Genomic DNA, 23,297 nt, shown 5'->3' with positions numbered 1-23,297 from the left:
ACCTGAGGGGGAGATGGCCGGCAGGCCAGAGGGGGGCGCTGTCCCGCCGACTAAGCCGCCTTCAGCCGCACCATTTCGGCCTCGAACTCGAACTTCAACTGCGCGGCTTCTTCCTCGGGCAGCCAAAGCACCATCTGCGGCACGATCTTGCGGTAGAGCCGGGTGCTGTCCTGATCCCAAGGCAGCGTTTCCGCCCCGCGCGCCTCGGCGACGATGAAACAGCGGCGCAAATCTCCCACCGCCTGCGCCGCCCCTCATCCGCCTGCCGGCACCTTCTCCCCGTATGGGGACGGGGCGAAGTAAGCACCCCGCCCACGTTTTCTTAATGTGTCTCCGCTACACAGAACCCCGAAAAAGAAGCGGAAAACGGAGAGAAATCGGGGTGCGCTTTTCCGCGGCCACGACTGCCGGGCGGTTCTTGCCGCAGCGTTGGGCGCTGCGCATGGAGCCGTTGCTTGGCCGCATCGATGCCGTGCTGTTCACCGCCGACGAGCGCGGCGAGGCGAGCCGCATGTCGGTCATCGCCTTCTCGGTCCGCATCGTCAGCGCCGTCATTGCCTTCGTCAGCCAGGTGCTGATGGCACGCTGGATGGGCTCGTTCGAGTACGGCATCTTCGTCCTCGTCTGGGTGACGATGGTCATCGTCGGCAACCTCGCCTGCCTCGGCTTCCACACCTCCGTCATCCGCTACATTCCCGAATACCGCGAGCGCGGCTTGATGGATGAGTTGCGCGGCATCGTGCTGGCCAGCCGCCTGTTCGTGCTGATCGCCTCCACGCTGATCGCCGGGCTCGGCGCGCTCGGCGTCTGGCTAGCGGCACCATGGATCGAAAGCTACTATGTGATACCGTTCATTCTCGGCGTCATCTGCCTGCCGATGATTGCCATGTCCGACCTTTTATCGGGCCTGGCACGCGCCAACAGCTGGGCGCTGTTCGCCCTGTCGCCGACCTATCTGGTGCGGCCGGTGCTGATCCTGCTGTTCATGGCGCTGATGCTGTTGGCGGGCTACGCACCCGATGCCAGGACCGCCATCTTCGCCTCGATCGCCGCCACTTACGTCACCACGCTGGGACAACTCGTCGGTATCACCCAGCGCATGGAACGGCAGATTCCGGCCGGGCCGATGAAGGTGCATTTCGCGCAATGGTTCATCGTCTCGCTGCCGATCTTCCTGGTCGAGAGCTTCTTCTTCCTGCTGACCAATGCCGACGTGCTGATGGTCGGCGCCTATATGGACCCCAACGACGTCGCCGTCTATTTCGCCACGGTGAAGACGCTGGCGCTGGTCCATTTCGTCTACTTCGCCGTCAAGGCCGGCGTGGCCCAGCGCTATGCGCAGTTCACCCATGGCGACCCGAAAAGGCTCGCCGCCTTCGCCCGCGAGACGGTGTCGTGGACGTTCTGGCCTTCGCTTTTGATGGCGCTCCTGGTGCTGGCTCTCGGCGAGCCGATGCTGGTGCTGTTCGGCCCGGAATTCACATCAGGCTATCCCTTGCTGTTCCTGCTCGTCTTCGGCGTGGTGGCGCGCGCCGCCGTCGGCCCTTGCGAAAGCCTGCTGACGATGAGCGGCAACCAGAACATCTGCGCCGCCGTCTATGCCATGACGCTGGCCTTCAACATCGCCCTCAACGTGGTGCTGATCCCGATGTTCGGCCTGTGGGGCGCGGCAATGGCCACCGCCTTTGCTATGATCTTCGAAGCCGGCGCGCTGTCCTTCACGGTGTGGCGCAAGCTCGGCATCGTCATGCTTATCTTCGTGCCTGCGAAAGGAGCCGCGTGATGGCTGCCATCCCGTTGCTTGAGGAAACCAGCGGCGGCACCGCCGGCGCCATGGTGTCCGGCCTTGCCGGGCTGACCCGCGACGCGGACCCCGCCCATGTCGAGATCCTCGCCAACAACCGGCCCGAGCGCAAGCTCGCCATCTACCCGGCATCGGCCGGCTTCGACCTGGTCGAGGAACTGGACTATCTCTGCGCCCGCACGGTGGAGCCCAACGTGTTCTTCAATCCGCGCTTCCTGGCCCCGGCCATGCCGCGGCTGGAGGATCGCGAGGTGCGGCTGGCGGTCATCCGCGACGGCGACGAATACCGCAACCGGCTGCGCCTTCTGGTGCCGTTCTCGGTGGAACGGCCGGTGGTGCCGCTCGGCGTTCCGGTCATGCGCACATGGTCGAGCCCGTTCGGTCCGCTCGGCACGCCGCTGGTCGACCGCGACGACCCGGTCGGCGTCGTCGAGGACTTCTTCGCGATGCTGTCGCGCCCGCATCTCAAGCTGCCGAAAGTGTTCGTCCTGCCCGACATCCGGCTCGATGGCCCGGTGACGAGCCTGCTTGCCACCGTGGCCGAGGCGCGCGGCCTGACGCTGGTCACCACCGGCCAGAGCCAGCGCCCGGCGCTCGAGAGCGAGTTCGATGGCGATGACTATCTGAAGGCCTCGCTGCGCGCGCACCATTATCGCGAGTTCCGCCGGCTGAAGCGCCGCCTCCGCGACCTCGGCAGGCTGGAGCATGTCGTGGCGCGCGGCCCCGAGGACATCCGCCACGCCATCGAAGGCTTCCTGACGCTGGAAGCGGCCGGCTGGAAGGGCCGCGAACGCACCGCCATGGCGATCGACCGTTTCCGCGCCGCCTTCGCCCGCGAAGCCGTGCACCGGCTGGCCGAGCAGGACATGTGCCGCATCCATTCGCTGACGCTCGACGGCCGCACCATCGCCTGCCTGATCGTCTTCGTCGAAGCCGGCATCGCCTACACCTGGAAGACCGCCTATGACGAGACGCTGGCCAGCTATTCGCCGGGCACGCTGCTGATGATCGAGGTGACCAGGCAGCATCTCGACGATCCCAACATCATGATGACCGATTCCTGCGCGGTGCCCGACCATCCGGTGATGAGCCGGCTATGGGCCGAGCGCAAGCTGATGGGCACGCTGGTGATCGGCCTGACGCCGGACGCCGACCGCCTCACCCGCCAGGCCGCCTCGCAACTGCACCTCTACCGCGAAACCCGCAACATGGCCCGCCTGCTGCGCAACCGCATGAAGAGCTTGCTGGGACGGCGGTAAGCGCCAGTCCGAAAGCACGGATTGGCTGCAGGAAAGGTGGTGGTGCCCCTAGCCGGAATCGAACCAGCACTCCTTGCGGAACTCGATTTTGAGTCGAGCGCGTCTACCAATTCCGCCATAGGGGCTCAGGCCGGGCGGCCTGGATGGCGCGGGACTATACGGTTGGAGGGCTGTTCGTCAACTGGCCAATTCTCCGGCGCCCTCAAGATGCGACCAAACTGCGCCTTTCGATTTCGTGACGGGGCTGCCATTGTGCAGCGCGGAAAATCTTTCTAGACAGGCGGCGCATCAAAGCGCGGCACGTCTGCGGGGACGGATGGCGTGCTCTGGGTCTTTGTTCGGTGCATGCCGTTACACCCCAACCTGCCCTTCGCAATTGAACGACACGCATTAGGAGTGCCGATGCTTCGCGGACTTTACGACTGGACCTTGTCGCTGGCGGCCCGCAAATCCGCCGAATGGTGGCTGGCCTTCATCGCCTTCGTTGAAAGCTCGGTGTTCCTGGTGCCGGCCGACGTGCTCTATTTGCCGATGGCGCTGTCGCGGCCGGAGCGCGCCTACCGCTATGCGCTGATCGCCACCGTCGCCTCGGTGCTGGGCGGCATCGCCGGCTGGTTCATCGGCCACTACGCGTATGACGCGGTGGCGAGGCCGATCCTCGAATTCTACGGCAAGTATGACGAGTTCGAAGCTCTGCGCGCAGGGGCAGGCGTCGGCTTCATCGTCCTGATGCTGATCACGTCGGGCGCTGCCCATCTGCCGCCGATCAAGGTGGTGACGATCCTTTCCGGCGTCATCGGCGTCAATTTGCTGCTGTTCATCGTGCTGGCGATCGTGGCCCGCGGCGGCCGCTTCCTGCTGCTGGCATGGCTGCTGCGCCGTTACGGCGAACCGATCCGCGAATTCATCGAAAAGCGCCTCGGCCTCATCGCCGGCGCCGGCGCGGTTGCCCTGATTTTGCTCTATATCCTGGTCAAATACGCGTTGTGAACAGAACCATTGCGAGCCGGACGGACCGATTGAGATGACAGCGACCATGAATGCCGAGACCGGACGCCAGCGCACGCTAACCGCCTTGTTCCTCGCCGTCGCCATGGCCGCCACCGTTGGCTCGGCGCTCGGCTTCCAGTATCTCGGCGGCTATATCCCTTGCCACCTCTGTCTCGAACAGCGCACGCCCTACTACATTGGCGTGCCGCTGATGGTGCTGGCGGTGATTGCGTCGATGCTGCACGCACCCAGCTGGCTGACGCGCGGCCTGCTGGCCGTCGGCGGTATCCTGATGCTCTACGGCCTCTATCTCGGCGTCTACCACTCCGGCGTCGAATGGCAGTGGTGGGCCGGCCCGACCGATTGCACGGCGGGCGCCGGGCCGGTCGACACAGGCGGCAAGGGCGTGCTCGACGCGCTCGACAAATTCGTGCCGCCATCCTGCGACAAGGCAGCTTTGCGCATCCTCGGCCTGTCGCTGGCCGGCTGGAACGCCATCGCCAGCCTGATCCTCGCCGCCGTCGCCTTCCGCGGTGCTTTCACGCGCGATTGAGCGCGATAGCGCCGACGCGAGATCGTTCAAAGAATTCGGCAGGCTGAGTCGTATGGAGTAATTGTCGAGAGCCGAAGCGGAGCGGACATTTGGGTCCGTGAGCATCGGAAGCGCAGACAATCGCTCCAGCCGGCCAGCCTGCCGAATTCTCGGACGATCTCAGGGTTCGAGTTCGACATCCCAGTAGAGATAATCCATCCAGCTTTCGTGCAGATGGTTGGGCGGGAACAGGCGGCCATTGTTGTGCAGATCGTGCACTGTCGGCTGGAAAGGCTTCTGCAGCGGCCACATCTTGGCATGCGCCGGCATCATGCCGCCCTTCCTGAGATTGCAGGGTGAGCAGGCGGCAACGACATTCTCCCATGTCGTCGCGCCGCCGCGATGGCGGGGGATGACGTGATCGAAGGTCAGGTCCTCCGGCGTGCCGCAATACTGGCATTGGAAGCGGTCGCGCAGGAAGACGTTGAAGCGGGTGAAGGCCGGGTGCCTGGAGGGCTTCACATAGGCCTTCAGGCTAACCACGCTCGGCAGCTTCATCGAGAAGGTCGGCGAGGAAACGGCGTGCTCGTATTCGGCGACGATGTTCACCCGGTCGAGGAACACCGCCTTGATGGCATCCTGCCACGACCAGAGCGACAGGGGGTAATAGCTGAGCGGACGGTAATCCGCATTCAGCACCAGTGCTGGAAGCCCATCCGGAGATACGGCAACCGTCACGTGTTCACCTCCTTGGTTCTAGACCCGAACGGCGCGGATACTGTAAGCCCGACATGACAGGGATGTGAAGCGGATTGTCGCGTCGCCTAAGCGCCAAAAATGCGTGATTTTTATGATTTTTTGCGGATTCAGGCCGGCGGCGCCGCGTCCCGCCCTCTGGTTTCACGATAATAGGACCAGAAAAGCCGCGATGCGACACCTCGCCACGGGCTCCATGATTCGGCTAAGGCGATCAGTGTTTTCTCCGGCGGACGCGGCTCGATGCCGAGCGCATGGCCAACCGCGCTCTGCAGCGCAACGTCACGAGCGGGGAAAATGTCGGGGTGCCCGGCGGCAAACAACAGGTACACTTCCGCCGTCCATGGGCCGATGCCGGACACCGCCGTCATCGTCGTGATCGCCTCCTCGGCATCGAGCGAACAGAGGTGATGCAGGTCGAGGCCGTCGACCACGGCCTGGGCAACAGCGATCAGGCCGCGCTGCTTCGACCGCGACAGGCCAGCCTCGCGAAACATGTCCTCGCCGGCGGCCAGGATCGCCTGCGGCGTCAGCGGATCGACGAGCTTGGTCAGCCGGCCGAAGATCGCATCGGCGCTGGCGCGGGACACCTGCTGCGAGACGACGATCGACGCCAGGCTCCTGAAGCCAGGCTCGGAAAGCCTGAGCGGCACCTCGCCGGCCATGCCGCGCACTCTTTCCAGGCGCGGGTCGATCACGCAAAGCGCATCGAGCCCCCGGGCAATGTCGTCTGATGTCGCGATGCGCTGCATGCTTTCTTGTTCCTGAACCGGCGGCACGGTAGCAATTGGCAAAACCGCTGCACAACCCGATTGCCGCCGCTGAGATGACACTCCTGACATTCCGCTTCGCCCCCAGCCCCAACGGCGACCTGCATCTCGGCCACGCCTATTCGGCGCTGCTCAACCAGAAGCTGGCGGCAAGGGCGGACGGCCGCCTGCTGCTGCGCATCGAGGACATCGACACGACGCGCTGCACGCCACTATTCGAGGCAGGCGTGCTTGCCGACCTGAAATGGCTGGGGCTTGGCTGGGAAGAGCCGGTGCGCCGCCAATCCGAGCATTTCGCCGAATACCAGGCAGTGCTCGAGCGGCTGGTCCGGGAGGAACTCGTCTATCCCGCCTTCATGAGCCGTGGCGAGATCCGCGCCTTCATCACCGATAGTGAAAAGCGTGGCCGCGACTGGCCGCGCGATCCCGACGGCGTGCCGCTCTACCCCGCCGCCGACAAGGCGCTGCCGCTGAAGGAACGCCAACGGCGGATTGCCGAGAACACAGCCTTCGCCTGGCGGCTGGATGTCGATGCCGCCATGGCGCGCGTCGGCAAGGACCTTTCATGGACCGAATTCGTCGATGAGACGCTTTCCGCGACGCGCTCCGTCGACGCTCATCCGCAGGACTGGGGCGACGTGATCGTGGCACGCCGCGACATTCCGACCAGCTATCACCTCGCCGTCGTCTTGGACGATGCGCTGCAAGGCGTCAGCCACGTCGTGCGCGGCCAGGATCTGTTTTCCGCCACCGGCGTGCAGCGCCTGCTGCAGCAACTCCTTGATCTGCCGCAGCCTGCCTATTTCCATCATCGCCTCATCCTCGGGCCGGACGGACGAAAGCTATCAAAGAGCTTCAGTGACACCGGCCTTGCCGTATTGCGCCATGCCGGCGCATCGCCTGACGACATCAGGCGGATGGTCGGGCTTTGAGCCCGGTGAGACCAGGGAACCACCCCCCAGATGCGCCGGGCGTTGAATTCCGGTGATCTATGGATCAACCGTTTCGCTTTGCGCGCCGGGGCGAACGGGATTAGAGCATCGCCACGGCAATTCTCTCCAGCGCGGCGGTCTCCGGAACATGCACAGCATCAAACGGTTCATCCCCGCCACCTTCGTCGTCCTGTGGGCCACCGGCTTCATCGGCGCGCGCTACGCCATGCCGTGGGCGGAACCGTTCACCTTCCTCGCCGCGCGTTTCGTCATCGCCGCGATCCTGCTGGCCGTCCTGATGCTTGTGCTGGGTTCGAAAAGAGCCACCCGCGAGGAGGCGCTGCATGCCACCGGCGCCGGCATCCTGATGCATGGCGTCTATCTCGGTGCTGTCTTCTGGGCCATCCACAGGGGCATGCCGGCCGGCTTTTCGGCCCTCATCGTCGGTCTGCAGCCGCTGATCACGGCGGTGCTGGCCGGCAAGTTCCTCGGCGAGGCGATCCTGCCGCGCCACTGGCTTGGCCTTGGCATCGGCCTCATCGGCATCGTCATCGTGCTGTGGCCGAAGCTCGGCGCGCTCGGCGGCGGCGTGACCGCGGCGACATTGACCGCGTCTCTAGTCTCGGTGCTCGGCATGAGCGCCGGCACCATCTGGCAGAAGCGCTTCGCTTCCGGCGGCGACCTCGTCGCGGCGACCATGTGGCAATATATCGGCGGGGGTTCGCTGATGCTCCTCGCCTCACTCGCCTTCGAGACCCACACGGTCGTCATCAATGGCGAACTGATCTTCGCCATGGCCTGGCTGGTGCTGGTGCTGTCGCTCGGCGCCATCTTCCTGCTGATGGTGATGATCCGCGACGGCGAGATGTCGAAAGTGGCCTCGCTGTTCTACCTGGTGCCGGCGGTGACGGCGATCATCGCCTGGGCCCTGTTCGACGAGCAGCTCAACGCGCTGCAGATTGCCGGCATGGCCATCACCACCTTCGGCGTTGGCCTGGCAACGGCGCGGCAGACCAAGGGATTTGGAAGAACTGAAGAACTGAAGAATTGAAGAATTGAAGAATTCGGGTTCCTCAATTGCTCAGGTTCCTCAATTCCTCAATTCTCCAACTCTTCAATTCCTCTTTCCCTATCCGCCCAGCATCGACTCACCCGACCCGGGCGCGCGCCTCCAGGTAGCGGCTGATCGCGGCATTGAGTTCGCCGCCGAGGATGAAGATCGCCGAGACCATGTAGAGGAAGACCACGGCGATCATGATCGAGGCCAGGCCGGCATAGGTCGTCACATAGGACGAGAAGTGGTCGAGATAGGTGGCGAAGATGGTCGAGCCGATAAGCCATGCCGCCAGCGTGAAGACGATGCCCGGCACCAGCGAGACGAAGCGGCGCTTGCCCGCCGGCAGCCAGAAATGCACGGCAAACAATCCGCCGACAATGACCGCCGAAGCGATGACGTAGCGCCACAGGGTGATGGTGCCCATATAGGGCTTGATCCAGTCGATATGGGCTTCGGCGAGCCGCGCCAGCAGCGGCGCGAACACCAGGAGCACGCTGATCGCCAGGAAACCGGCCGTGGCGATGAGAACGAAGATGATGCTCTGCACCCGGCGGTAGATGATGCCGCGCGTTTCCGAGACGCGATAGGCGCGGTTGAGCGACGTGCGCAGCGCCTCGATACCGTTCGACGCAAAATAGGCCGCAAGCACCACACCATAAGTCAAAAGGTCGGTGCGCCTGACGGTCAGCACATTGAGCACTTCGCGCGCGATCGGCTTGGCGATCTGTTCGGGCCAGGTGTCGAAGACCAGATGCACGGCCGTGTCGGAGAACGCCTGCGCGCCGAGGAAGCTCGCCAGCGTCGTCGCGAAGATCAGGAACGGGAACAATGCCATCAGCGATGTGATCGCCAGATGGCTGGCCATCGCCCAGCCGTCATCGGTGTTGAAATGGCCAAGCGCGTCGTAGAGGACCCGCTTGAGGGCTACGATCTTCCGCAACAAGAACCGCGCCCTCCAATTGTCTCCACGCCGGGAATATGGGAAGGGATTGCGGCAAATGGCAACCCTTGGCGAAACCACGAACAGTCCGGCGCACAAGTTGCGCTCGATTATCATCACCGGTGCGTCTTCGGGAATAGGCGCGTACTGCGCCCGCGCGTTGAAGGCGGAAGGCTGGCGGGTGTTCGCAACTGCGCGCAAGCCGCAGGACATCGCCGCGCTCGAAGCCGATGGGATCGAGGCCTTCTATCTCGATTATTGCGAGCCGGACTCTATTGCCGCGCTGGTGACGGCGGTGCTCGACCGCACCGGCGGCCGGCTCGACGCGCTGTTCAACAATGGCGCCTATGCTCAGCCGGGCGCCGTCGAGGATCTGCCCGTTGCGGCGCTTAAGCAGCAGTTCGAGGCGAATTTCTTCGGCTGGCATGATTTGACCCGCCGGCTGGTGCCGGTGATGCGCCGCCAGGGTCAGGGCCGCATCGTCCACTGCTCGTCGATCCTTGGCCTCGTGCCGGTGCGCTTCCGCGGCGCCTATTCGGCGTCGAAGCATGCACTCGAGGCCCTGATGCTCTGCCAGCGCCAGGAACTGGCCGGCAGCGGCGTCCACGTTTCGCTGATCGAGCCGGGACCGGTGAAGTCGAAGATCGCCAGCAATGGCCTCATTTGGTTTCTCGGCAACATCGACCACGAGAATTCCGTGCACCGCGTGGACTATGCGGCGCAACTCGAGCGGCTGCGGGCCGGCGGCAGCCAATCGGCCTTGAAGCCAGGGCCGGAAGTGGTTCATGCGGCGCTGCGCCATGCACTTCTGTCGCGGCGCCCACGCCCGCACTATGTGGTAACAGTGCCCGCCAGGATCGGTGCGGTGCTCAAACGCATCCTGCCGGCATCGATGCTTTACCGCGTGTTGGCCAAACGCGCCTGAATCAACCGAACTGGGAACACACCATGGCATCCGTCTTCAATATTCTCGCCATTCTGGTCATGGTCGCCGTGGTGATCGTGTTGGTTCGCGGCCTCATCAACATGATGCGCGGCGGTTCCGGCGTCACCTCCAACAAGCTGATGCAGGCGCGCGTCATGCTGCAGGCCGTCGCGCTGGTGCTGATCCTGCTGGCGGTGTATTTCACCCGCAAATGAGGATGCCGGCGGCCGGGGAGGCGAAATGGTCAAGCTCAACAAGATCTACACCCGCACCGGCGATGATGGCACCACGGGTCTCGGCACCGGCGAACGGCGACTGAAATCCGACCTGCGGGTGGACGCCTATGGCACGGTCGACGAGGCCAATGCCTGCATCGGTATCGCCCGGGTCCACACGGCCGCGACCCACCCTGTGATCGACGCCATGCTTTCCCGCATCCAGAACGATCTCTTCGACCTCGGCGCCGATCTCGCCGTGCCCGACGATGGCAAGCCGCTCGGCTATGAGCCGCTTCGCATCGTCGCCGTGCAGACCGACCGGGTCGAAAAGGACATCGACCTGCTCAACAAGGAACTTCAGCCGCTCAAATCCTTCGTGCTCAATGGCGGCACGCCGGCGGCGGCGGCACTTCACCTTGCCCGTACCGTGGCAAGGCGAGCCGAAAGGCTGATGGTGGCACTGGCCCAGGACCCGGACGAGCACGTCAACCCCGACGGACTGAAATACATCAACCGCGTCTCGGATTTCCTGTTTGTCGCCGCCCGGGCGGTCAATGACAACGGAAACGCCGACGTGCTATGGGTTCCCGGCAAGAACCGCTGATTGTCGAAAGCGGAAGAGGGCCTGGGGCATGTTCATCCCGCTTTACGACACCAACAGGCTGCGGCACATCAGGCTGCAATATGTGACGATCGGGCTGATCGTGGTCAACGCCCTGGTCTACCTCGCCACCGCGCTTGGCGGCGAGAGTTTCTCCAATGCCGCCGTCCTTGGCCTGGGCTTCATCCCGTCGGTCGTCCATGACACCGCCGAGCTCGATCCGCGTTTTATCGTCATCCCCGAAAGCCTGAGCTACCTCACCTATTCCTTCCTGCATGCAGACATCTTCCACCTCGGCGGCAACATGCTGTTCCTGTGGGTGTTCGGCGACAATGTCGAGGATGCGCTTGGCCACATCCGCTACCTCATCTTCTACCTGTTGTGCGCTGTCGCCGGAGCCGCCTTCCAGGGGCTCGTCGCCTGGGATTCGCAGGTGCCGCTGATCGGCGCCTCGGGCGCCATCGCCGGCGTGGTCGTCGCCTATCTGATCCTTTATCCCAGGGTGAAGGTCTGGGTGCTGGCCTTTGCCCGTATCCCGTTGCGCATTCCGGCGTTCATCCCGCTCATCCTGTGGGTGCTGTTCCAGGTGGTGATGTTTGCCGCCGGCGGCGAGGATCAGATTTCCTGGGCCTGCCATATCGGCGGCATCATCGCGGGCGCCGTTCTGGTGCTCGTTTTGCGCAGCCGCGGCGTGCCGCTGTTTGCCGGCGCTGACGACGATGCCGCGGTCGCCGCTCCCAACCAGCCGCAGGCCACTGCCGAGCCGTTGGCGCCTGAACCACCCGCCGCGACGCCGCGCTGGGGGCGAGGAAACGCTTCCAGTTCGGACTGAACCGATTTGAGCCGCTTGCAGCGTATTGACGTGCAGGGTCGCCGCAACTACGGAAACGTCTCCGTCGCAGCCTAAGACGGGTAGAAGACCAGAATTTCCATCCGAAATGTCGGCTTTCGACAACTCAGAACGGGCGCAGGCTGTTATAGCGCGCCCAACTAGCGTGAAGAGGTGACAGGCAAATGAAGATCCTTGTGCCCGTGAAGCGGGTTGTGGATGCGAACGTCAAGGTTCGCGTGAAGGCTGATGGTTCGGCCGTGGAGCTCGCCAACGTCAAGATGGCGATGAACCCGTTCGACGAGATCGCGGTCGAAGAAGCAATCCGGCTGAAGGAAGCCGGCAAGGCGGAAGAAATCATCGTCGTCTCGATCGGCCCGCAGCAGGCGCAGGAAACCCTGCGCACCGCGCTCGCCATGGGTGCCGACCGCGCCATCCTGGTCAAGACCGACGAACAGACCGAGCCGCTCGGCGTCGCCAAGGTGCTGAAGGGCGTCGTCGACGCCGAGCAGCCCGGCCTCGTCATCCTCGGCAAGCAGGCGATCGACGACGATTCCAACCAGACCGGCCAGATGCTGGCGGCACTGCTTGGCTGGGCGCAGGGCACCTTCGCTTCCAAGATCGTGCTCGACGGCGACAAGGCCAAGGTGACGCGCGAAGTCGATGGCGGCCTGCAGACCGTGGAACTGAAGATGCCGGTGATCGTCACCGCCGACCTTCGTCTCAACCAGCCGCGCTATGCCTCGCTGCCCAACATCATGAAAGCCAAGAAGAAGCAGCTCGACGAGAAGACCCCGGCCGACTACGGCACCGACGTCAAGCCGCGCCTGAAGGTCATCAAAACCGAGGAGCCGAGCGGCCGCAAGGCAGGCGTCAAGGTCAAGAGCGTCGCCGAACTGGTCGACAAGCTGAAAAACGAAGCCGGCGTATTGTAAGCGGTCAGGAAAGGAACAAGAAAAATGACAATTCTCCTCATCGCCGAACACGACAACGCAACGCTTTCCGATCAGACCGCCAAGGCGCTGTCGGCGGCGCTGCAGATCGGCTCGGACGTGCATGTGCTGGTTGCCGGCAACGGCGCCAAGCCGGCAGCGGACGCTGCCGCCAAGCTCAAGGGCGTGAGCAAGGTACTGTTGGCCGAGGCCGACGAGCTTGCCGAGCGCCTGGCCGAACCGACGGCGGCGCTCATTGTGTCGCTGGCAGGCGCCTACGACACCATCATCGCGCCGGCCACCTCGTCGGGCAAGAATGTCGCGCCGCGCGTGGCTGCGCTCCTCGATGTCGCGCAGGTGTCCGAGATTATCGAAGTCGTATCGCCCGACACCTTCAAGCGGCCGATCTATGCCGGCAACGCCATCCAGACGGTCCAGTCGAGCGACGCCAAGAAGGTGATCACGGTGCGCACCGCCTCCTTCCAGGCAGCCCCCGAGGGCGGCTCGGCGGCGATCGAGTCCGTCAAGGCGGCAGCCAATCCCGGCCTCTCCACCTTCGTCGAGAACAAGCTCTCCGAGACCGACCGTCCGGAGCTGACCTCGGCCAAGATCATCATCTCGGGTGGTCGTGCGCTGGGTTCGGCGGAAAAATTCCAGGAGGTTATCCTGCCGGTCGCCGACAAGCTCGGTGCCGCTGTCGGCGCTTCCCGCGCCGCGGTCGACGCCGGCTACGCGCCGAACGACTGGCAGGTCGGCCAGACCGGCAAGGTCGTCGCGCCCGACCTCTACATCGCCGTCGGCATCTCAGGCGCCATCCAGCATCTTGCCGGCATGAAGGATTCGAAGGTTATCGTCGCCATCAACAAGGACGAGGAGGCGCCGATTTTCCAGGTTGCCGACTACGGCCTCGTCGGTGATCTCTTCGTCATTCTGCCGGAACTGCAAAAGGCGCTTTGACGCTTTTCTGCCAAAGCGTATTAAATGGTGAGGGTGGGGTAGACGAAGTCGCCCCGCCCTTTTAGTTTGCACCGCACAAAAAGAGGCCGCAAAGGCTAAAAGCAATTCCAGCAAGTGCGCAGCGGTTTTCCCGGAAAAGCGCGTAGCGCTTTCCCTAGGGAATTGCGGTAAAATAAAAAGGTGGAGCGCTTTCGCAGTTCATGCGGAAGGGCTCAGGACGGGATCGGTGTAATGAGCAAGATCGAAACGATCGGCATCATCGGCGCGGGCCAGATGGGTGGTGGCATCGCCCATGTCTCCGCGCTTTCGGGCTACAAGGTGCTGATCTACGATATATCGCCCGACCGCATCGAGAAAGGTATCGCCACCATCAGCGGCAACATGGCCCGCCAGGTGGGGTCCGGCAAGCTCGACGAGAAGGTGCGCAACGACGCGATGAGCCGCATTTCGGCCGCCCCCGCGATGGCCGATCTTGCCGGCGCGGACCTGGTGATCGAGGCGGCGACCGAGGACGAGACGGTCAAGCGCAAGATCTACGCCCAGCTCTGTCCGCAGCTCAATCCCGAAGCCATCCTGGCGACCAACACCTCGTCGATCTCGATCACGCGGCTTGCCGCGCAGACCGACCGGCCGGAGCGGTTCATCGGCATACATTTCATGAACCCGGTGCCGCTGATGAAGCTGGTCGAACTGGTGCGCGGCATCGCCACCGAGGACCAGACCTTCGAGGCAGCCAAGACCTATGTGAAGCAGCTCGACAAGACGATCACGGTCTCGGAGGATTTTCCGGCCTTCATCGTCAACCGCATCCTGCTGCCCATGATCAACGAGGCGATCTACACGCTCTATGAGGGCGTCGGTTCGGTCGATGCCATCGACACCGCCATGCGGCTCGGCGCCAACCATCCGATGGGGCCGCTGCAGCTGGCTGACTTCATCGGGCTCGATACCTGCCTGTCGATCATGCAGGTCCTGCATGACGGCCTGTCGGACTCCAAATACCGCCCTTGCCCGCTGCTGGTGAAATATGTCGAGGCCGGCTGGCTCGGCCGCAAGACCGGGCGTGGCTTCTACGACTATCGTGGCGAGCACCCCGTTCCGACGCGCTGAGCGGATCGTCGGCGCAAATCAGGGACAAGCCTTTCGGACGAGCGGTGACAGGCTCGATCAGGAGGCCGCCGCCAGCGGCTCTGTCCGGCCATCCACGATCTGGGCGTCCGGCGCCACGCAAACACAGCCACGGCCCGCCGCCTTGGCTGCATAGCAGGCCGCATCGGCTCTCGCGATGATCTCGTCGACCTCGCCGCAATTGGCGTTGATCGCAGCCAGTCCGATGCTGGCGCCGATCACGTGAGGACGGCCGTCCCAGGTGAAGTCCAGCCCGCCGATCGCATCGATGATGGAGCGTGCCGCGATCTTGGCGCCGGCTGCCGAACCCGATTTCAGAATGACCGCGAATTCGTCGCCACCAAGACGAGCAACAATGTCGTCTGGACCCAGCACGCCGCGAACCGTCGCGGCAACCCGCTTCAGCAACGCGTCTCCCGCCGCGTGGCCACCCGTGTCGTTGACCAGTTTGAAGTGGTCGAGGTCGATGAACATGAACTGATGTCCGGCGCCTCTGACCGACTCTGTCGTGTCGCCGGTCGACTCTGTCGTGTCGCCGACCGACTTTGTGGTGTTGGCGGCACCGTCCTTGCGCGCCTGGCCGACCAGGTCGTCCATGGCGCGGATGAAGCTCGAGCGGTTGGCAAGGCCGGTCAGCGCATCGTGTGCCGCGGCGTGCGCCAGTTGGCGCTGCAGCGCGCGCGCATCGGTAAAGTCCTGGAAGACGATGACCAGCCCGCAGAATTCGTTCCGTTCGTTGATGATCGGCGACACCACCTGGCGGATGCTGCAGCGCGTATCGTCGCGCCGGATAAGGACGGCGCGGCTGTTCTGGTCGGCGGGCGCATGAACACCAACCGCCGGCCGGGTCACGCCGATCCTGCGCCCCGTCTCCTCGTCGACCGCCCAGTAGACATGGCCAAGTATCTTGCCAAGAGCCTCGCCGCCGGCAATCCCGGTCAGCTTTTCGGCGACCGGGTTCATGAAGGTGATACGGTTTGCGGCATCGGTGCAGATGACGGCATCGCCGATCGATTGCAGCGTCACCCTCAGCCGTTCCTTTTCATCGGCCAGCATTGCCGCCGACACGGTGAGGCGTTCTTCGGCCTCCTTGCGCCGGGTGATGTCGGTCAGGCTGCCGATGGCCCTGATCAGGCGTCCGTCCTCGTCACGCTCGATAGCCTTGCCGCGGTCGAGGATCCAGACCCAGTGGCCATCCTTGTGGCGCATCCTGAACTCGGCTTCGAAAAACGGCGTCTCGCCGTCAAGATGCGCCCGGTCCGCTTCGATGACGGCCTCCCGATCGTCGGGATGGATCATCGTCAGCCAGCGGTCGGGATCACCATCGAGTTCTCCATCTGCGTAACCCAGCATCTTGACCCAGGTCGAGGAATAGGTCGTGCCGCCCTTGCGCATGTCGAGGTCCCAGACCCCTTGGCCGGCGCCGGCGAGCGCGAAATTCCAACGCGTTTCCGCTTCGGCAATGCGCGCCTCGGCCTGCTTGCGCGCGTCGATGTTCTCGATTTGCGAGACGAGATAAAGCGGGCGGCCGCTGGTCTCATCGCGAATGACCGAACCGGCAAGATGAGCCCAGACAGACGTTCCGTCCTTGCGGAGATAGCGCTTCTCGAAATGGAAGGAATTGACCGTGCCCGCCTTCAGATCGTCCATCGTCTCCCGCCCGATCAGCAGATCGTCGGGATGCGTGATCTGGAAGAAAGTCAGCGCCTCGATCTCTTCGCTTGTGTAGCCAAGCATGGCGGCGAAGGCCGGATTGGTCTGGCGGATGCGACCGTCGAGACCGACAACGACGATGCCGATCGCAGAATCCTCCATGGCGCGGCGGAAGCGCAGCTCGCTCTCGGCGATCTGCTGGCGACCCCTGCTGATCCTGCGGATGGACAGGACGGCGAGGACCAGCGCGCCCGCCGCCATCGCCACCGCGATCTGCAGGCAGAGCTTCAAGGCTTCGGTGCCGAGGTCCAGGCGCGACAGCAGGATCGAGGTCGCCACGCCCAGGGCGGCGACGAGCAACGCGAAGCCTGCGTGCCCAAGAGATTCTCGGCCGGTCAATCCTCGCCACATCACGATACGTGCCACCCCCGTGCGCAAACGCATGTTCTCGCACCAACCTTGACGGATCGATTTTAAGGAATGGTTGCGTCCGGCCTGCCGGCGCCGTTGCTAACCGACAAACAAATGCCGGCATGATTAAGGATCGGTGTGCATGGGCTCGCGATCGTGGCGGCACGCTACCAGCGCACGAAAAACCGCCCGCCGAGCGCACCGAGCAGCGCGAGTGCCGCGATCGCGATGGTGTACCAGGTAGCAACGAAAAGCGGCGAGTCGTCGAAGCAGTGGGCGGCATAGAAGGTTGCCGCCAGCCCGCCGGCGAGCAGGCCCGCCACCGCACCGGCAAGCACCGGCCGTGTCGGCGCGCCATAGCGCAGCATCCACAGGAAGATGGCAAGCGGGCCAATACCGATCAGCGGGATGAAGCCCATGCAGATCATCATGTTGGAGCCGACCATCCGCGTACCCCACAGCGCCTCCGGCACCATGAAAAGCTCCAGAAGCACCGCCACGGCGACCAGCACTGGCGCCGCGGCCATCCAGGCCATCGCCCGGCCCGTCGAAGCACCCGGTGTCGACAAGGTGCGGATCAGGGCGAAGGCGCTGACGGCAAGCACGATAGTGAAGAGGAATTTGGAAAGAAAGCGCATCGTGTGCGCGGCCGCCATGAAGTCCGGGCGTGGGCCAATGGTTATGAGGAAGACGACGGCCGCGATCACCGCTGCCGCGCCGGCGGCCAGCCACCAGGCCATGCCCAGCGGCATTGCCTTGCTGCCGGCATCGGCGTCCAGCGCCTTGATGAGATCGTCCGTCCTCATGTCATTCCCGTCCAAATCGCTTGGCTATCGCCGCAAGCCCGCGATGCAGCGACACCCGCACCGCTGTCTCGCTGATACCGAACCTGGCAGCCGTCTCACCGATGGAGCGGCCTTCCACGGACACGGCCGAAACCACCGAGCGCTGTGACGGCGACAGGCCGTCCAAGGCACGGTTTATATCGCGCTCGCTGACGGTCTCGGTTTCCGGCTCCGCGAACGTCTCGGCGATTTCGTCGACGTCGATCTCGATGCGTCGCCCGCGCCGCCGGAACGCATCGATCAATTTGAAGCGGGCGATCGCGTAGATCCACGGCAACACCGGCGCATCCTGGCGCCAAGTATGTCGTTTTACATGAATGGCCAGCAAGGTTTCCTGCACGACATCCTCGGGATCGACCCCGCCCTGCACGATCCTGCGCCTGGCAAAACCGCGAACCAGCGCGGCAATCCGGTGCAGAAAGTCGGCGTAAGCCCTTTCATCTCCCGCGATCGCGGCCCGCATCAGCCGGGAGAGTTCGGCCTCGTCATTGCCGCTCACAAGAGTTCACTCCCCCGATTTTCGCGTCTCGGCGCTGATTTGTTACGTGGCCGGCGAAATAATGTCCAAGCCAAACTGTCGGCAAGTCACGAAAGTTTGCGGCACCGCCGAATCGTGAGCATCACGCGGAATTGTCCGTTCGGTACCGACCTTTGCACGTCAGCGACCGATTGAAGCACATCAACAATGTTGACTACCGGTGTCAGGTATCGATAGGTGCAGCCGTGACATACCGAAGACACCCGAGATCGAGGACAATGCCATGAAATACGCTCTTTCCACCCTCGTCGGCGCCACAGCGCTGGCAATCAGCTTGATCGGCAGCCCGGCGATGGCGGAAGATGATGGCATCATTGTCTACAACGCCCAGCACGAAAGCCTGACCAAGGCGTGGGCCGAAGGCTTCACCAAGGAAACGGGCATCCAGGTCACCGTGCGCAATGGCGGCGACAGCGACTTCTCCAACCAGATCGTCGCTGAGGGCACGGCATCGCCAGCCGACGTGTTCCTGACGGAAAACTCGCCGGCCATGGTGCTGGTCGAGACATCAGGCCTGTTCGCACCGGTCGACGCCGACACGCTGGCACAGGTTCCCCGGGACTATCAGCCGGCCAGTGGCAAATGGGTTGGCGTCGCCGCGCGCAGCACGGTTTTTGCCTATAACAAGACCAAGCTGACCGCCGACCAACTGCCCAAGTCGATGCTTGACCTCGCCGATCCGAGTTGGAAGGGCCGTTGGGCCGCCTCCCCGTCGGGCGCCGATTTCCAGGCCATCGTCAGTGCCCTGCTCCAGCTCAAGGGCGAAGCCACTACCGCCGACTGGTTGAAGGCGATGAAAACCAACTTCACCGCCTACAAGGGCAACAGCACGGTGATGAAGGCAGTCAATGCCGGCGAGATCGAAGGCGGCGTGATCTACCACTATTATTACTTCGGCGATCAGGCCAAGACCGGCGAAAACAGCGGGAATGTCGAGCTGCACTATTTTAAGAACCAGGATCCGGGCGCATTCGTCTCGATTTCCGGCGGCGGCGTGCTGGCCTCGAGCAAACATCAAAAGGAAGCCCAGGCCTTCCTGAAATGGGTGACCGGCAAGGGCGGCCAAGACGTGCTGAAGACGGGCGATTCCTTCGAATACGCAGTCGGCAAGGGTGCGGAGTCCAATCCGAAGCTGGTGCCGCTCGCCGACCTGCAGGCGCCGAAGGTCGATGCCACGACGCTGAACTCCAAGAAGGTCACCGACCTGATGACGGCAGCCGGCTTGCTTTAGTTGCCATTCCTCCTAAAAGGACAACCAACCACGCTCCCGCGGGAATTCGCCTTCCGCGGGAGTGATTTTGTTTTTCGAGATGGCATTCGTCGATGACGACACGCTGTGTTCCCGACCGCGATCACGGTCCTTCAACTGCTGCCGCTGGACGGCAACGGCACGGCGTCTGACCTGATGCAGTCCGCAGTCGATCTCGCGCGCTCGGGCCTGCCTTCGGGCACAGGCCGAAGGGCTCGGCGACGCGCACCGCTTTGGCTGGTCATCACTGCCATCTTCGTTGCGCTGCTGGCGCTGGTGCCACTTGCCTTCATCATCTGGATCGCGGTGCAGACCGGCTGGGAAACCGTCTCGGCGCTGGTCTTCCGGCCGCGCGTCGGCGAGCTTCTGGTCAACACTGTCCTGCTGGTGTTGCTGACCGTGCCGATCGCCCTCGTGCTGTCGGTTGCGCTGGCCTGGCTGACCGAGCGCAGCGACCTGCCGGGCGCCCGGCTCTGGGCCTGGCTGTGCGTGGCGCCGCTTGCCATTCCCGCTTTCGTGCACAGCTATGCCTGGATCACCATGGTGCCAGGATTGCACGGCCTGTGGGCCGGCGTGCTGGTTTCCGTGATCGCTTATTTCCCGTTCCTGTATCTGCCGGTGTCGGCGGCGTTGCGCCGTCTCGATCCCGCCCTTGAGGATGCCGCCGCCGCACTCGGCCTTGGGCCACGCCGCGTGTTCTGGCGGGTCGTGCTGCCGCAATTGCGGCTCGCCATCTGCGGCGGCTCACTGTTGGTCGGCTTGCATCTGCTGGCCGAATACGGCCTCTATGTCTTCATCCGTTTCGACACCTTCACCACGGCGATCGTCGACCAGTTCCAGTCGACTTTCAACGGACCGGCCGCAAACATGCTGGCCGGCGTGCTGGTCAGTTGCTGCTTCGTGCTGCTCGGCCTCGAAGTGCTGGTGCGCGGCGAGGAGCGCTATGCCCGTGTCGGCTCCGGCGCGGCGCGCCATCAGCAGCGCACGAGCCTCGGACGCGCCACCATCCCGAGCCTGCTCTTGCTTGTCGTCACCTCGCTTTTGGCGCTCGGCGTGCCATTCGTCACCATTGGCGGCTGGCTTGCCGCCGGCGGCGCCGCCGTCTGGCGCCTGGACGAAATCGGCCTGGCGCTTGGCCAGACGCTGTTCCTGGCGCTCGCCGGCGCCTTGCTGGCCACCGTCGCCGCCATGCCGATAGCCTGGATCTCGATCCGCGCGCCGGGGCCATTGCAGCGTCTTCTGGAGGGCTGCAACTACATTGTCGGCTCGTTGCCCGGGGTTGTCATTGCGCTGGCGCTGGTCACCATCACCGTGCGCATCGCGCTGCCGCTCTACCAGACCCTGTTCACCATCCTGGTGGCCTATGCGCTGATGTTCCTGCCGCGCGCGCTGGTCAGCCTGCGGGCGTCGATCGCGCAGGCACCGGTCGAACTCGAGCGCGCCGCTTCCAGCCTCGGCCGGCCGCCGCTGCAGGCGCTGTGGTCGACGACGATCCGCCTGTCGGCGCCAGGTGCCGCGGCCGGCATGGCGCTGGTGGCGCTCGGCATCATGAACGAACTGACCGCCACCCAGATGCTGGCGCCCAACGGCACCCGCACGCTGGCGATGGCGTTCTGGTCCTACAGCGGCGAGATTGATTATGCCTCGGCGGCACCTTACGCCTTCATCATGGTGGCGATGTCGCTGCCCTTGACCTGGCTGCTCTATGTCCAGTCGAAACGGATGGCCGGACGATGAGCTTTCTCGAAATCAGCGGCCTGCACAAGCAATACGGCCCGGTGGCGGCCCTTGCCGGCGTCGACCTGAGCGTCGCCAGCGGCAGCCGCACGGCGATTGTCGGTCCTTCCGGCTGCGGCAAGACGACCTTGCTGCGGCTGATTGCCGGCTTCGAGGCGCCGGACCAGGGGCACATCACGCTCGACGGTACGATATTGGCCAATGGCGGCGCTGCAGTGCCGGCATATCGTCGAGGCATCGGCGTGGTGGCGCAGGATGGTGCCCTGTTCCCGCATCTGACCATTGGCGATAATATCGGTTTCGGCATGGGCCGTGGCGAGGACAAGCGGGCTGAGCGCATCGTCGAACTCGCCTATATCGTAGGCCTCGACAAGGCGATCCTCAAACGCCGCCCGCACGAGCTTTCCGGCGGCCAGCAGCAGCGTGTGGCGCTGGCCCGGGCCATGGCGATGAAGCCCAGGCTGATGCTTCTCGATGAGCCGTTCTCGGCTCTGGATACCGGCCTGCGCGCCTCTATGCGCAAGGCGGTGGCCGAGCTTCTGGAAGCTGCCGGCATCACCACCATCCTGGTGACGCACGACCAGGCCGAAGCGCTGTCCTTCGCCAGCCAGGTCGCTGTGATGCGCGACGGCAAGTTCTCGCAAATCGGCACGCCGCGCGAGCTCTATCTCAAGCCGAAGGACAGGATGATCGCCGAATTCCTCGGCGACGCCATCATCCTGCCGGCAAAGATATCGGGCGGCTTCGCCAACTCGCCGCTCGGCCGCATCGCGGTCGACACCAATGACAGCCGCGATATCGCCCGCATCATGCTGCGGCCGGAGCAGATCGCCTTGAAGAGAACGTCGCGTGAGGGCATGTCCGGCACCTCGGACATGCTGTTCGGCGAAGTGACGGAATCGGAATTCGCCGGCTCGATGTGCACGGTCGCGGTGCGGCTCTTGAACAATGCCGATCCGCCCGATGCGGCAGCGATCGGCAACACGCCGCTAGTCCTGCGCAAACCGGGCATGGACGCGCCGGCGGTCGGCGAGATCGTCCGGCTGACCGTATCGGGAAAGGCGCATGTCTTCGCCTGAAGGCCGTACGCGGGTAACCTGGGCATATCTTTTGGAGAGCAATTCCAGGAAAGTGTGACACGGTTTTCCGTCCGGAATTGCGTCAAAACAAAGCGTTAGACGCGCTTTCCGGCCTGATCGAACCAGTGCAGCTTTTCTGCCTTGGCAACCACTCGCAATTGGTTGCCAACCGTGGCGGTGGCGCGACCCGCGACCCGCACGACGATCCTGCTGCCACCTGCAGCACAGTGAAGGAAACTTTCGGCGCCTACCGGTTCGACTGCCTCGACCAGCGCCGGCAGGACGAGCGCGCCGGACGGTGCCTCCGCATTGAAGGCAACGTCGGCATCCTCGGGGCGGAAGCCGAGCGTGACGGCGTTCGCAGGCGCAAATTCAATCGTCTTGCCATCAGCCAGCGCCGGACCAGCCGGCCCTTGCGAAAGGGGCAACAGATTCATCGGCGGAGCGCCAATGAAGGACGCCACGAAGGTCGAGGCCGGCCTTTCGTAGACGTCGAGCGGCGCCCCGACCTGCTCGACCAGTCCGGCATTCATGACGACGAGGATGTCGGCCAGCGTCATCGCCTCGAGCTGGTCATGTGTGACATAGACCGACGTGACGCCAAGCGAGCGCTGCAGGTTTTTTATCTCGACGCGCATCTGGCCACGCAATTTGGCGTCGAGGTTGGAGAGCGGCTCGTCGAACAGGAAAACCCTCGGGTTGCGCACAATGGCACGACCCATGGCGACACGCTGGCGCTGGCCGCCGGAAAGCTCGCGCGGGCGGCGGTCGAGCAGCGCCGAAAGTTCCAGTATTTTCGCCGTCGCGCGGACCCGGCTGTCGATCTCATCTTTCGGCGTGCCGCGGTTGCGCAGCCCATAGGCCATGTTGTCGTAGACCTTCATATGCGGATAGAGCGCATAGTTCTGGAATACCATGGCGATGTCACGCTCGGTCGGACCGATTGAGTTTACGATCTTGCCGTCGATCGCAACTGTTCCCGAGGAGATGGTTTCGAGCCCGGCGATCATTCTGAGCAGCGTGGACTTACCGCAACCCGATGGGCCGACCAGCACGCAAAGCTCCTTGTCGGGAACTGCGATTGAAACGCCCTTCACGGCCTCGAAACCGCTGGGGTAGACCTTCTTCACATCCTTTAGATCGACGGTCGCCATC

24 protein-coding genes and 1 tRNA gene are annotated in these 23,297 nt (G+C 63.9%); 16 read left to right on the top strand and 9 right to left on the bottom strand.

Annotation, left to right across the window (positions count from 1 at the left end):
• Window positions 1-50: 50 nt before the first annotated feature.
• Window positions 51-239: a hypothetical protein gene (locus LB558_RS18355; RefSeq protein ID WP_224698849.1), complete on the bottom strand. Its 189-nt coding sequence runs from the start codon at window positions 237-239 to the stop codon at window positions 51-53.
• 143 nt (window positions 240-382) lie between these two features.
• Here LB558_RS18355 and LB558_RS18350 point away from each other — a divergent pair, with 143 nt between their 5' ends.
• Together LB558_RS18350 and LB558_RS18345 are read left to right on the top strand one after the other, a co-directional pair.
• A complete protein-coding gene (locus tag LB558_RS18350) occupies window positions 383-1,783 on the top strand; it encodes a lipopolysaccharide biosynthesis protein (protein ID WP_224698848.1) in 1,401 nt (466 codons plus the stop codon).
• Window positions 1,783-3,063 carry a GNAT family N-acetyltransferase gene (locus tag LB558_RS18345; RefSeq protein ID WP_224698847.1) on the top strand — a complete coding sequence of 427 codons (1,281 nt, stop codon included), beginning with the start codon at window positions 1,783-1,785 and terminating at the stop codon, window positions 3,061-3,063. Before LB558_RS18350 ends, LB558_RS18345 begins: the two co-directional genes overlap by 1 nt.
• 40 nt (window positions 3,064-3,103) lie before the next feature.
• Here LB558_RS18345 and LB558_RS18340 read toward each other — a convergent pair.
• Window positions 3,104-3,188: transfer RNA gene (locus LB558_RS18340), tRNA-Leu, on the bottom strand.
• Between the two features lie 277 nt (window positions 3,189-3,465).
• Here LB558_RS18340 and LB558_RS18335 point away from each other — a divergent pair.
• Together LB558_RS18335 and LB558_RS18330 are read left to right on the top strand one after the other, a co-directional pair.
• Complete coding sequence (locus tag LB558_RS18335) at window positions 3,466-4,053, top strand: YqaA family protein (RefSeq protein ID WP_224698846.1); 588 nt, start codon at window positions 3,466-3,468, stop codon at window positions 4,051-4,053.
• Between the two features lie 34 nt (window positions 4,054-4,087).
• On the top strand, window positions 4,088-4,606 hold the full coding sequence (locus LB558_RS18330) for a disulfide bond formation protein B (RefSeq protein ID WP_224698845.1): 519 nt from the start codon (window positions 4,088-4,090) through the stop codon (window positions 4,604-4,606).
• 159 nt (window positions 4,607-4,765) lie between these two features.
• Here the strand turns inward: LB558_RS18330 and LB558_RS18325 are convergent, their stop codons facing one another.
• Window positions 4,766-5,323 (bottom strand): HNH endonuclease, encoded by a 558-nt coding sequence (locus LB558_RS18325; RefSeq protein WP_006328497.1) that lies wholly within the window; start codon window positions 5,321-5,323, stop codon window positions 4,766-4,768.
• A 128-nt stretch (window positions 5,324-5,451) separates the two neighbouring features.
• Window positions 5,452-6,093, bottom strand: coding sequence for a DNA-3-methyladenine glycosylase family protein (locus LB558_RS18320; protein ID WP_224698844.1), 642 nt, complete (start codon window positions 6,091-6,093; stop codon window positions 5,452-5,454).
• Window positions 6,094-6,167: 74 nt separating this feature from the next.
• Between LB558_RS18320 and gluQRS the strand changes: the two genes are divergently transcribed.
• Together gluQRS and LB558_RS18310 are read left to right on the top strand one after the other, a co-directional pair.
• On the top strand, window positions 6,168-7,043 hold the full coding sequence (gluQRS, locus tag LB558_RS18315; protein ID WP_224698843.1) for a tRNA glutamyl-Q(34) synthetase GluQRS: 876 nt from the start codon (window positions 6,168-6,170) through the stop codon (window positions 7,041-7,043).
• Window positions 7,044-7,191: 148 nt separating this feature from the next.
• Entirely contained in the window at window positions 7,192-8,094 is a 903-nt protein-coding gene (locus LB558_RS18310; RefSeq protein ID WP_224698842.1) for a DMT family transporter, read from the top strand.
• Between the two features lie 97 nt (window positions 8,095-8,191).
• On the opposite strand, the gene LB558_RS18305 is transcribed toward LB558_RS18310, so the two are convergent.
• Window positions 8,192-9,043 (bottom strand): YihY/virulence factor BrkB family protein, encoded by an 852-nt coding sequence (locus LB558_RS18305; protein WP_013529430.1) that lies wholly within the window; start codon window positions 9,041-9,043, stop codon window positions 8,192-8,194.
• A 55-nt stretch (window positions 9,044-9,098) separates the two neighbouring features.
• Between LB558_RS18305 and LB558_RS18300 the strand changes: the two genes are divergently transcribed.
• The 7 genes from LB558_RS18300 (at window position 9,099) to LB558_RS18270 (ending at window position 14,612) form a co-directional block, all read left to right on the top strand.
• Window positions 9,099-9,965 (top strand): SDR family oxidoreductase, encoded by an 867-nt coding sequence (locus LB558_RS18300; protein ID WP_224698841.1) that lies wholly within the window; start codon window positions 9,099-9,101, stop codon window positions 9,963-9,965.
• A 23-nt stretch (window positions 9,966-9,988) separates the two neighbouring features.
• Entirely contained in the window at window positions 9,989-10,180 is a 192-nt protein-coding gene (locus tag LB558_RS18295) for a twin transmembrane helix small protein (protein ID WP_056583538.1), read from the top strand.
• 25 nt (window positions 10,181-10,205) lie between these two features.
• A complete protein-coding gene (locus LB558_RS18290; protein ID WP_224698840.1) occupies window positions 10,206-10,787 on the top strand; it encodes a cob(I)yrinic acid a,c-diamide adenosyltransferase in 582 nt (193 codons plus the stop codon).
• A 28-nt stretch (window positions 10,788-10,815) separates the two neighbouring features.
• Window positions 10,816-11,616: a rhomboid family intramembrane serine protease gene (locus LB558_RS18285; protein WP_224698839.1), complete on the top strand. Its 801-nt coding sequence runs from the start codon at window positions 10,816-10,818 to the stop codon at window positions 11,614-11,616.
• A gap of 182 nt (window positions 11,617-11,798) precedes the next feature.
• Window positions 11,799-12,548, top strand: a complete 750-nt coding sequence (locus LB558_RS18280) for an electron transfer flavoprotein subunit beta/FixA family protein (protein WP_224698838.1) — start codon at window positions 11,799-11,801, stop codon at window positions 12,546-12,548.
• Between the two features lie 24 nt (window positions 12,549-12,572).
• Window positions 12,573-13,502, top strand: a complete 930-nt coding sequence (locus LB558_RS18275) for an electron transfer flavoprotein subunit alpha/FixB family protein (RefSeq protein ID WP_224698837.1) — start codon at window positions 12,573-12,575, stop codon at window positions 13,500-13,502.
• Window positions 13,503-13,733: 231 nt separating this feature from the next.
• Window positions 13,734-14,612, top strand: a complete 879-nt coding sequence (locus LB558_RS18270; RefSeq protein ID WP_027038144.1) for a 3-hydroxybutyryl-CoA dehydrogenase — start codon at window positions 13,734-13,736, stop codon at window positions 14,610-14,612.
• 57 nt (window positions 14,613-14,669) lie between these two features.
• On the opposite strand, the gene LB558_RS18265 is transcribed toward LB558_RS18270, so the two are convergent.
• From LB558_RS18265 to LB558_RS18255, 3 genes are all read right to left on the bottom strand, one after another.
• Window positions 14,670-16,727: a PAS domain S-box protein gene (locus tag LB558_RS18265; protein WP_224698836.1), complete on the bottom strand. Its 2,058-nt coding sequence runs from the start codon at window positions 16,725-16,727 to the stop codon at window positions 14,670-14,672.
• A gap of 134 nt (window positions 16,728-16,861) precedes the next feature.
• Window positions 16,862-17,500 carry an NrsF family protein gene (locus tag LB558_RS18260; RefSeq protein ID WP_224698835.1) on the bottom strand — a complete coding sequence of 213 codons (639 nt, stop codon included), beginning with the start codon at window positions 17,498-17,500 and terminating at the stop codon, window positions 16,862-16,864.
• Between the two features lies 1 nt (window position 17,501).
• Entirely contained in the window at window positions 17,502-18,038 is a 537-nt protein-coding gene (locus LB558_RS18255) for a sigma-70 family RNA polymerase sigma factor (RefSeq protein ID WP_224698834.1), read from the bottom strand.
• A gap of 262 nt (window positions 18,039-18,300) precedes the next feature.
• Between LB558_RS18255 and LB558_RS18250 the strand changes: the two genes are divergently transcribed.
• The 3 genes from LB558_RS18250 to LB558_RS18240 all read left to right on the top strand — a co-directional run bounded on the left by LB558_RS18250 (window position 18,301) and on the right by LB558_RS18240 (window position 22,142).
• Window positions 18,301-19,308 carry an iron ABC transporter substrate-binding protein gene (locus tag LB558_RS18250; RefSeq protein ID WP_224698833.1) on the top strand — a complete coding sequence of 336 codons (1,008 nt, stop codon included), beginning with the start codon at window positions 18,301-18,303 and terminating at the stop codon, window positions 19,306-19,308.
• Window positions 19,309-19,482: 174 nt separating this feature from the next.
• Complete coding sequence (locus LB558_RS18245) at window positions 19,483-21,063, top strand: ABC transporter permease (RefSeq protein ID WP_224698885.1); 1,581 nt, start codon at window positions 19,483-19,485, stop codon at window positions 21,061-21,063.
• Window positions 21,060-22,142 (top strand): ABC transporter ATP-binding protein, encoded by a 1,083-nt coding sequence (locus LB558_RS18240; RefSeq protein ID WP_224698832.1) that lies wholly within the window; start codon window positions 21,060-21,062, stop codon window positions 22,140-22,142. Before LB558_RS18245 ends, LB558_RS18240 begins: the two co-directional genes overlap by 4 nt.
• Window positions 22,143-22,237: 95 nt before the next feature.
• Here LB558_RS18240 and LB558_RS18235 read toward each other — a convergent pair whose 3' ends face one another.
• A complete protein-coding gene (locus LB558_RS18235; protein WP_224698831.1) occupies window positions 22,238-23,296 on the bottom strand; it encodes a sn-glycerol-3-phosphate import ATP-binding protein UgpC in 1,059 nt (352 codons plus the stop codon).
• Window position 23,297 lies beyond the last annotated feature (1 nt).

The sequence above is a fragment of the Mesorhizobium sp. CO1-1-8 genome (assembly GCF_020164875.1).
Classification (GTDB): domain Bacteria; phylum Pseudomonadota; class Alphaproteobacteria; order Rhizobiales; family Rhizobiaceae; genus Mesorhizobium.
The sequence above is the reverse complement of the archived record's forward strand: the minus strand, read 5'-3'. Positions and strand labels throughout refer to the sequence as shown.

What these genes read in the sequence shown, in the direction of transcription:
- LB558_RS18250 (WP_224698833.1), top strand. Translation starts at nt 18,301, where the DNA reads ATGAAATACGCTCTTTCCACCCTCGTCGGCGCCACAGCGCTGGCAATC.
- LB558_RS18275 (WP_224698837.1), top strand. Translation starts at nt 12,573, where the DNA reads ATGACAATTCTCCTCATCGCCGAACACGACAACGCAACGCTTTCCGAT.
- LB558_RS18290 (WP_224698840.1), top strand. Translation starts at nt 10,206, where the DNA reads ATGGTCAAGCTCAACAAGATCTACACCCGCACCGGCGATGATGGCACC.
- LB558_RS18265 (WP_224698836.1), bottom strand. Translation starts at nt 16,727, where the DNA reads ATGCGTTTGCGCACGGGGGTGGCACGTATCGTGATGTGGCGAGGATTG.
- LB558_RS18330 (WP_224698845.1), top strand. Translation starts at nt 4,088, where the DNA reads ATGACAGCGACCATGAATGCCGAGACCGGACGCCAGCGCACGCTAACC.
- LB558_RS18270 (WP_027038144.1), top strand. Translation starts at nt 13,734, where the DNA reads ATGAGCAAGATCGAAACGATCGGCATCATCGGCGCGGGCCAGATGGGT.
- LB558_RS18260 (WP_224698835.1), bottom strand. Translation starts at nt 17,500, where the DNA reads ATGAGGACGGACGATCTCATCAAGGCGCTGGACGCCGATGCCGGCAGC.
- LB558_RS18280 (WP_224698838.1), top strand. Translation starts at nt 11,799, where the DNA reads ATGAAGATCCTTGTGCCCGTGAAGCGGGTTGTGGATGCGAACGTCAAG.
- LB558_RS18310 (WP_224698842.1), top strand. Translation starts at nt 7,192, where the DNA reads ATGCACAGCATCAAACGGTTCATCCCCGCCACCTTCGTCGTCCTGTGG.
- LB558_RS18235 (WP_224698831.1), bottom strand. Translation starts at nt 23,296, where the DNA reads ATGGCGACCGTCGATCTAAAGGATGTGAAGAAGGTCTACCCCAGCGGT.
- gluQRS (WP_224698843.1), top strand. Translation starts at nt 6,168, where the DNA reads ATGACACTCCTGACATTCCGCTTCGCCCCCAGCCCCAACGGCGACCTG.
- LB558_RS18320 (WP_224698844.1), bottom strand. Translation starts at nt 6,093, where the DNA reads ATGCAGCGCATCGCGACATCAGACGACATTGCCCGGGGGCTCGATGCG.
- LB558_RS18245 (WP_224698885.1), top strand. Translation starts at nt 19,483, where the DNA reads ATGCAGTCCGCAGTCGATCTCGCGCGCTCGGGCCTGCCTTCGGGCACA.
- LB558_RS18240 (WP_224698832.1), top strand. Translation starts at nt 21,060, where the DNA reads ATGAGCTTTCTCGAAATCAGCGGCCTGCACAAGCAATACGGCCCGGTG.
- LB558_RS18300 (WP_224698841.1), top strand. Translation starts at nt 9,099, where the DNA reads ATGGCAACCCTTGGCGAAACCACGAACAGTCCGGCGCACAAGTTGCGC.
- LB558_RS18345 (WP_224698847.1), top strand. Translation starts at nt 1,783, where the DNA reads ATGGCTGCCATCCCGTTGCTTGAGGAAACCAGCGGCGGCACCGCCGGC.
- LB558_RS18335 (WP_224698846.1), top strand. Translation starts at nt 3,466, where the DNA reads ATGCTTCGCGGACTTTACGACTGGACCTTGTCGCTGGCGGCCCGCAAA.
- LB558_RS18295 (WP_056583538.1), top strand. Translation starts at nt 9,989, where the DNA reads ATGGCATCCGTCTTCAATATTCTCGCCATTCTGGTCATGGTCGCCGTG.
- LB558_RS18285 (WP_224698839.1), top strand. Translation starts at nt 10,816, where the DNA reads ATGTTCATCCCGCTTTACGACACCAACAGGCTGCGGCACATCAGGCTG.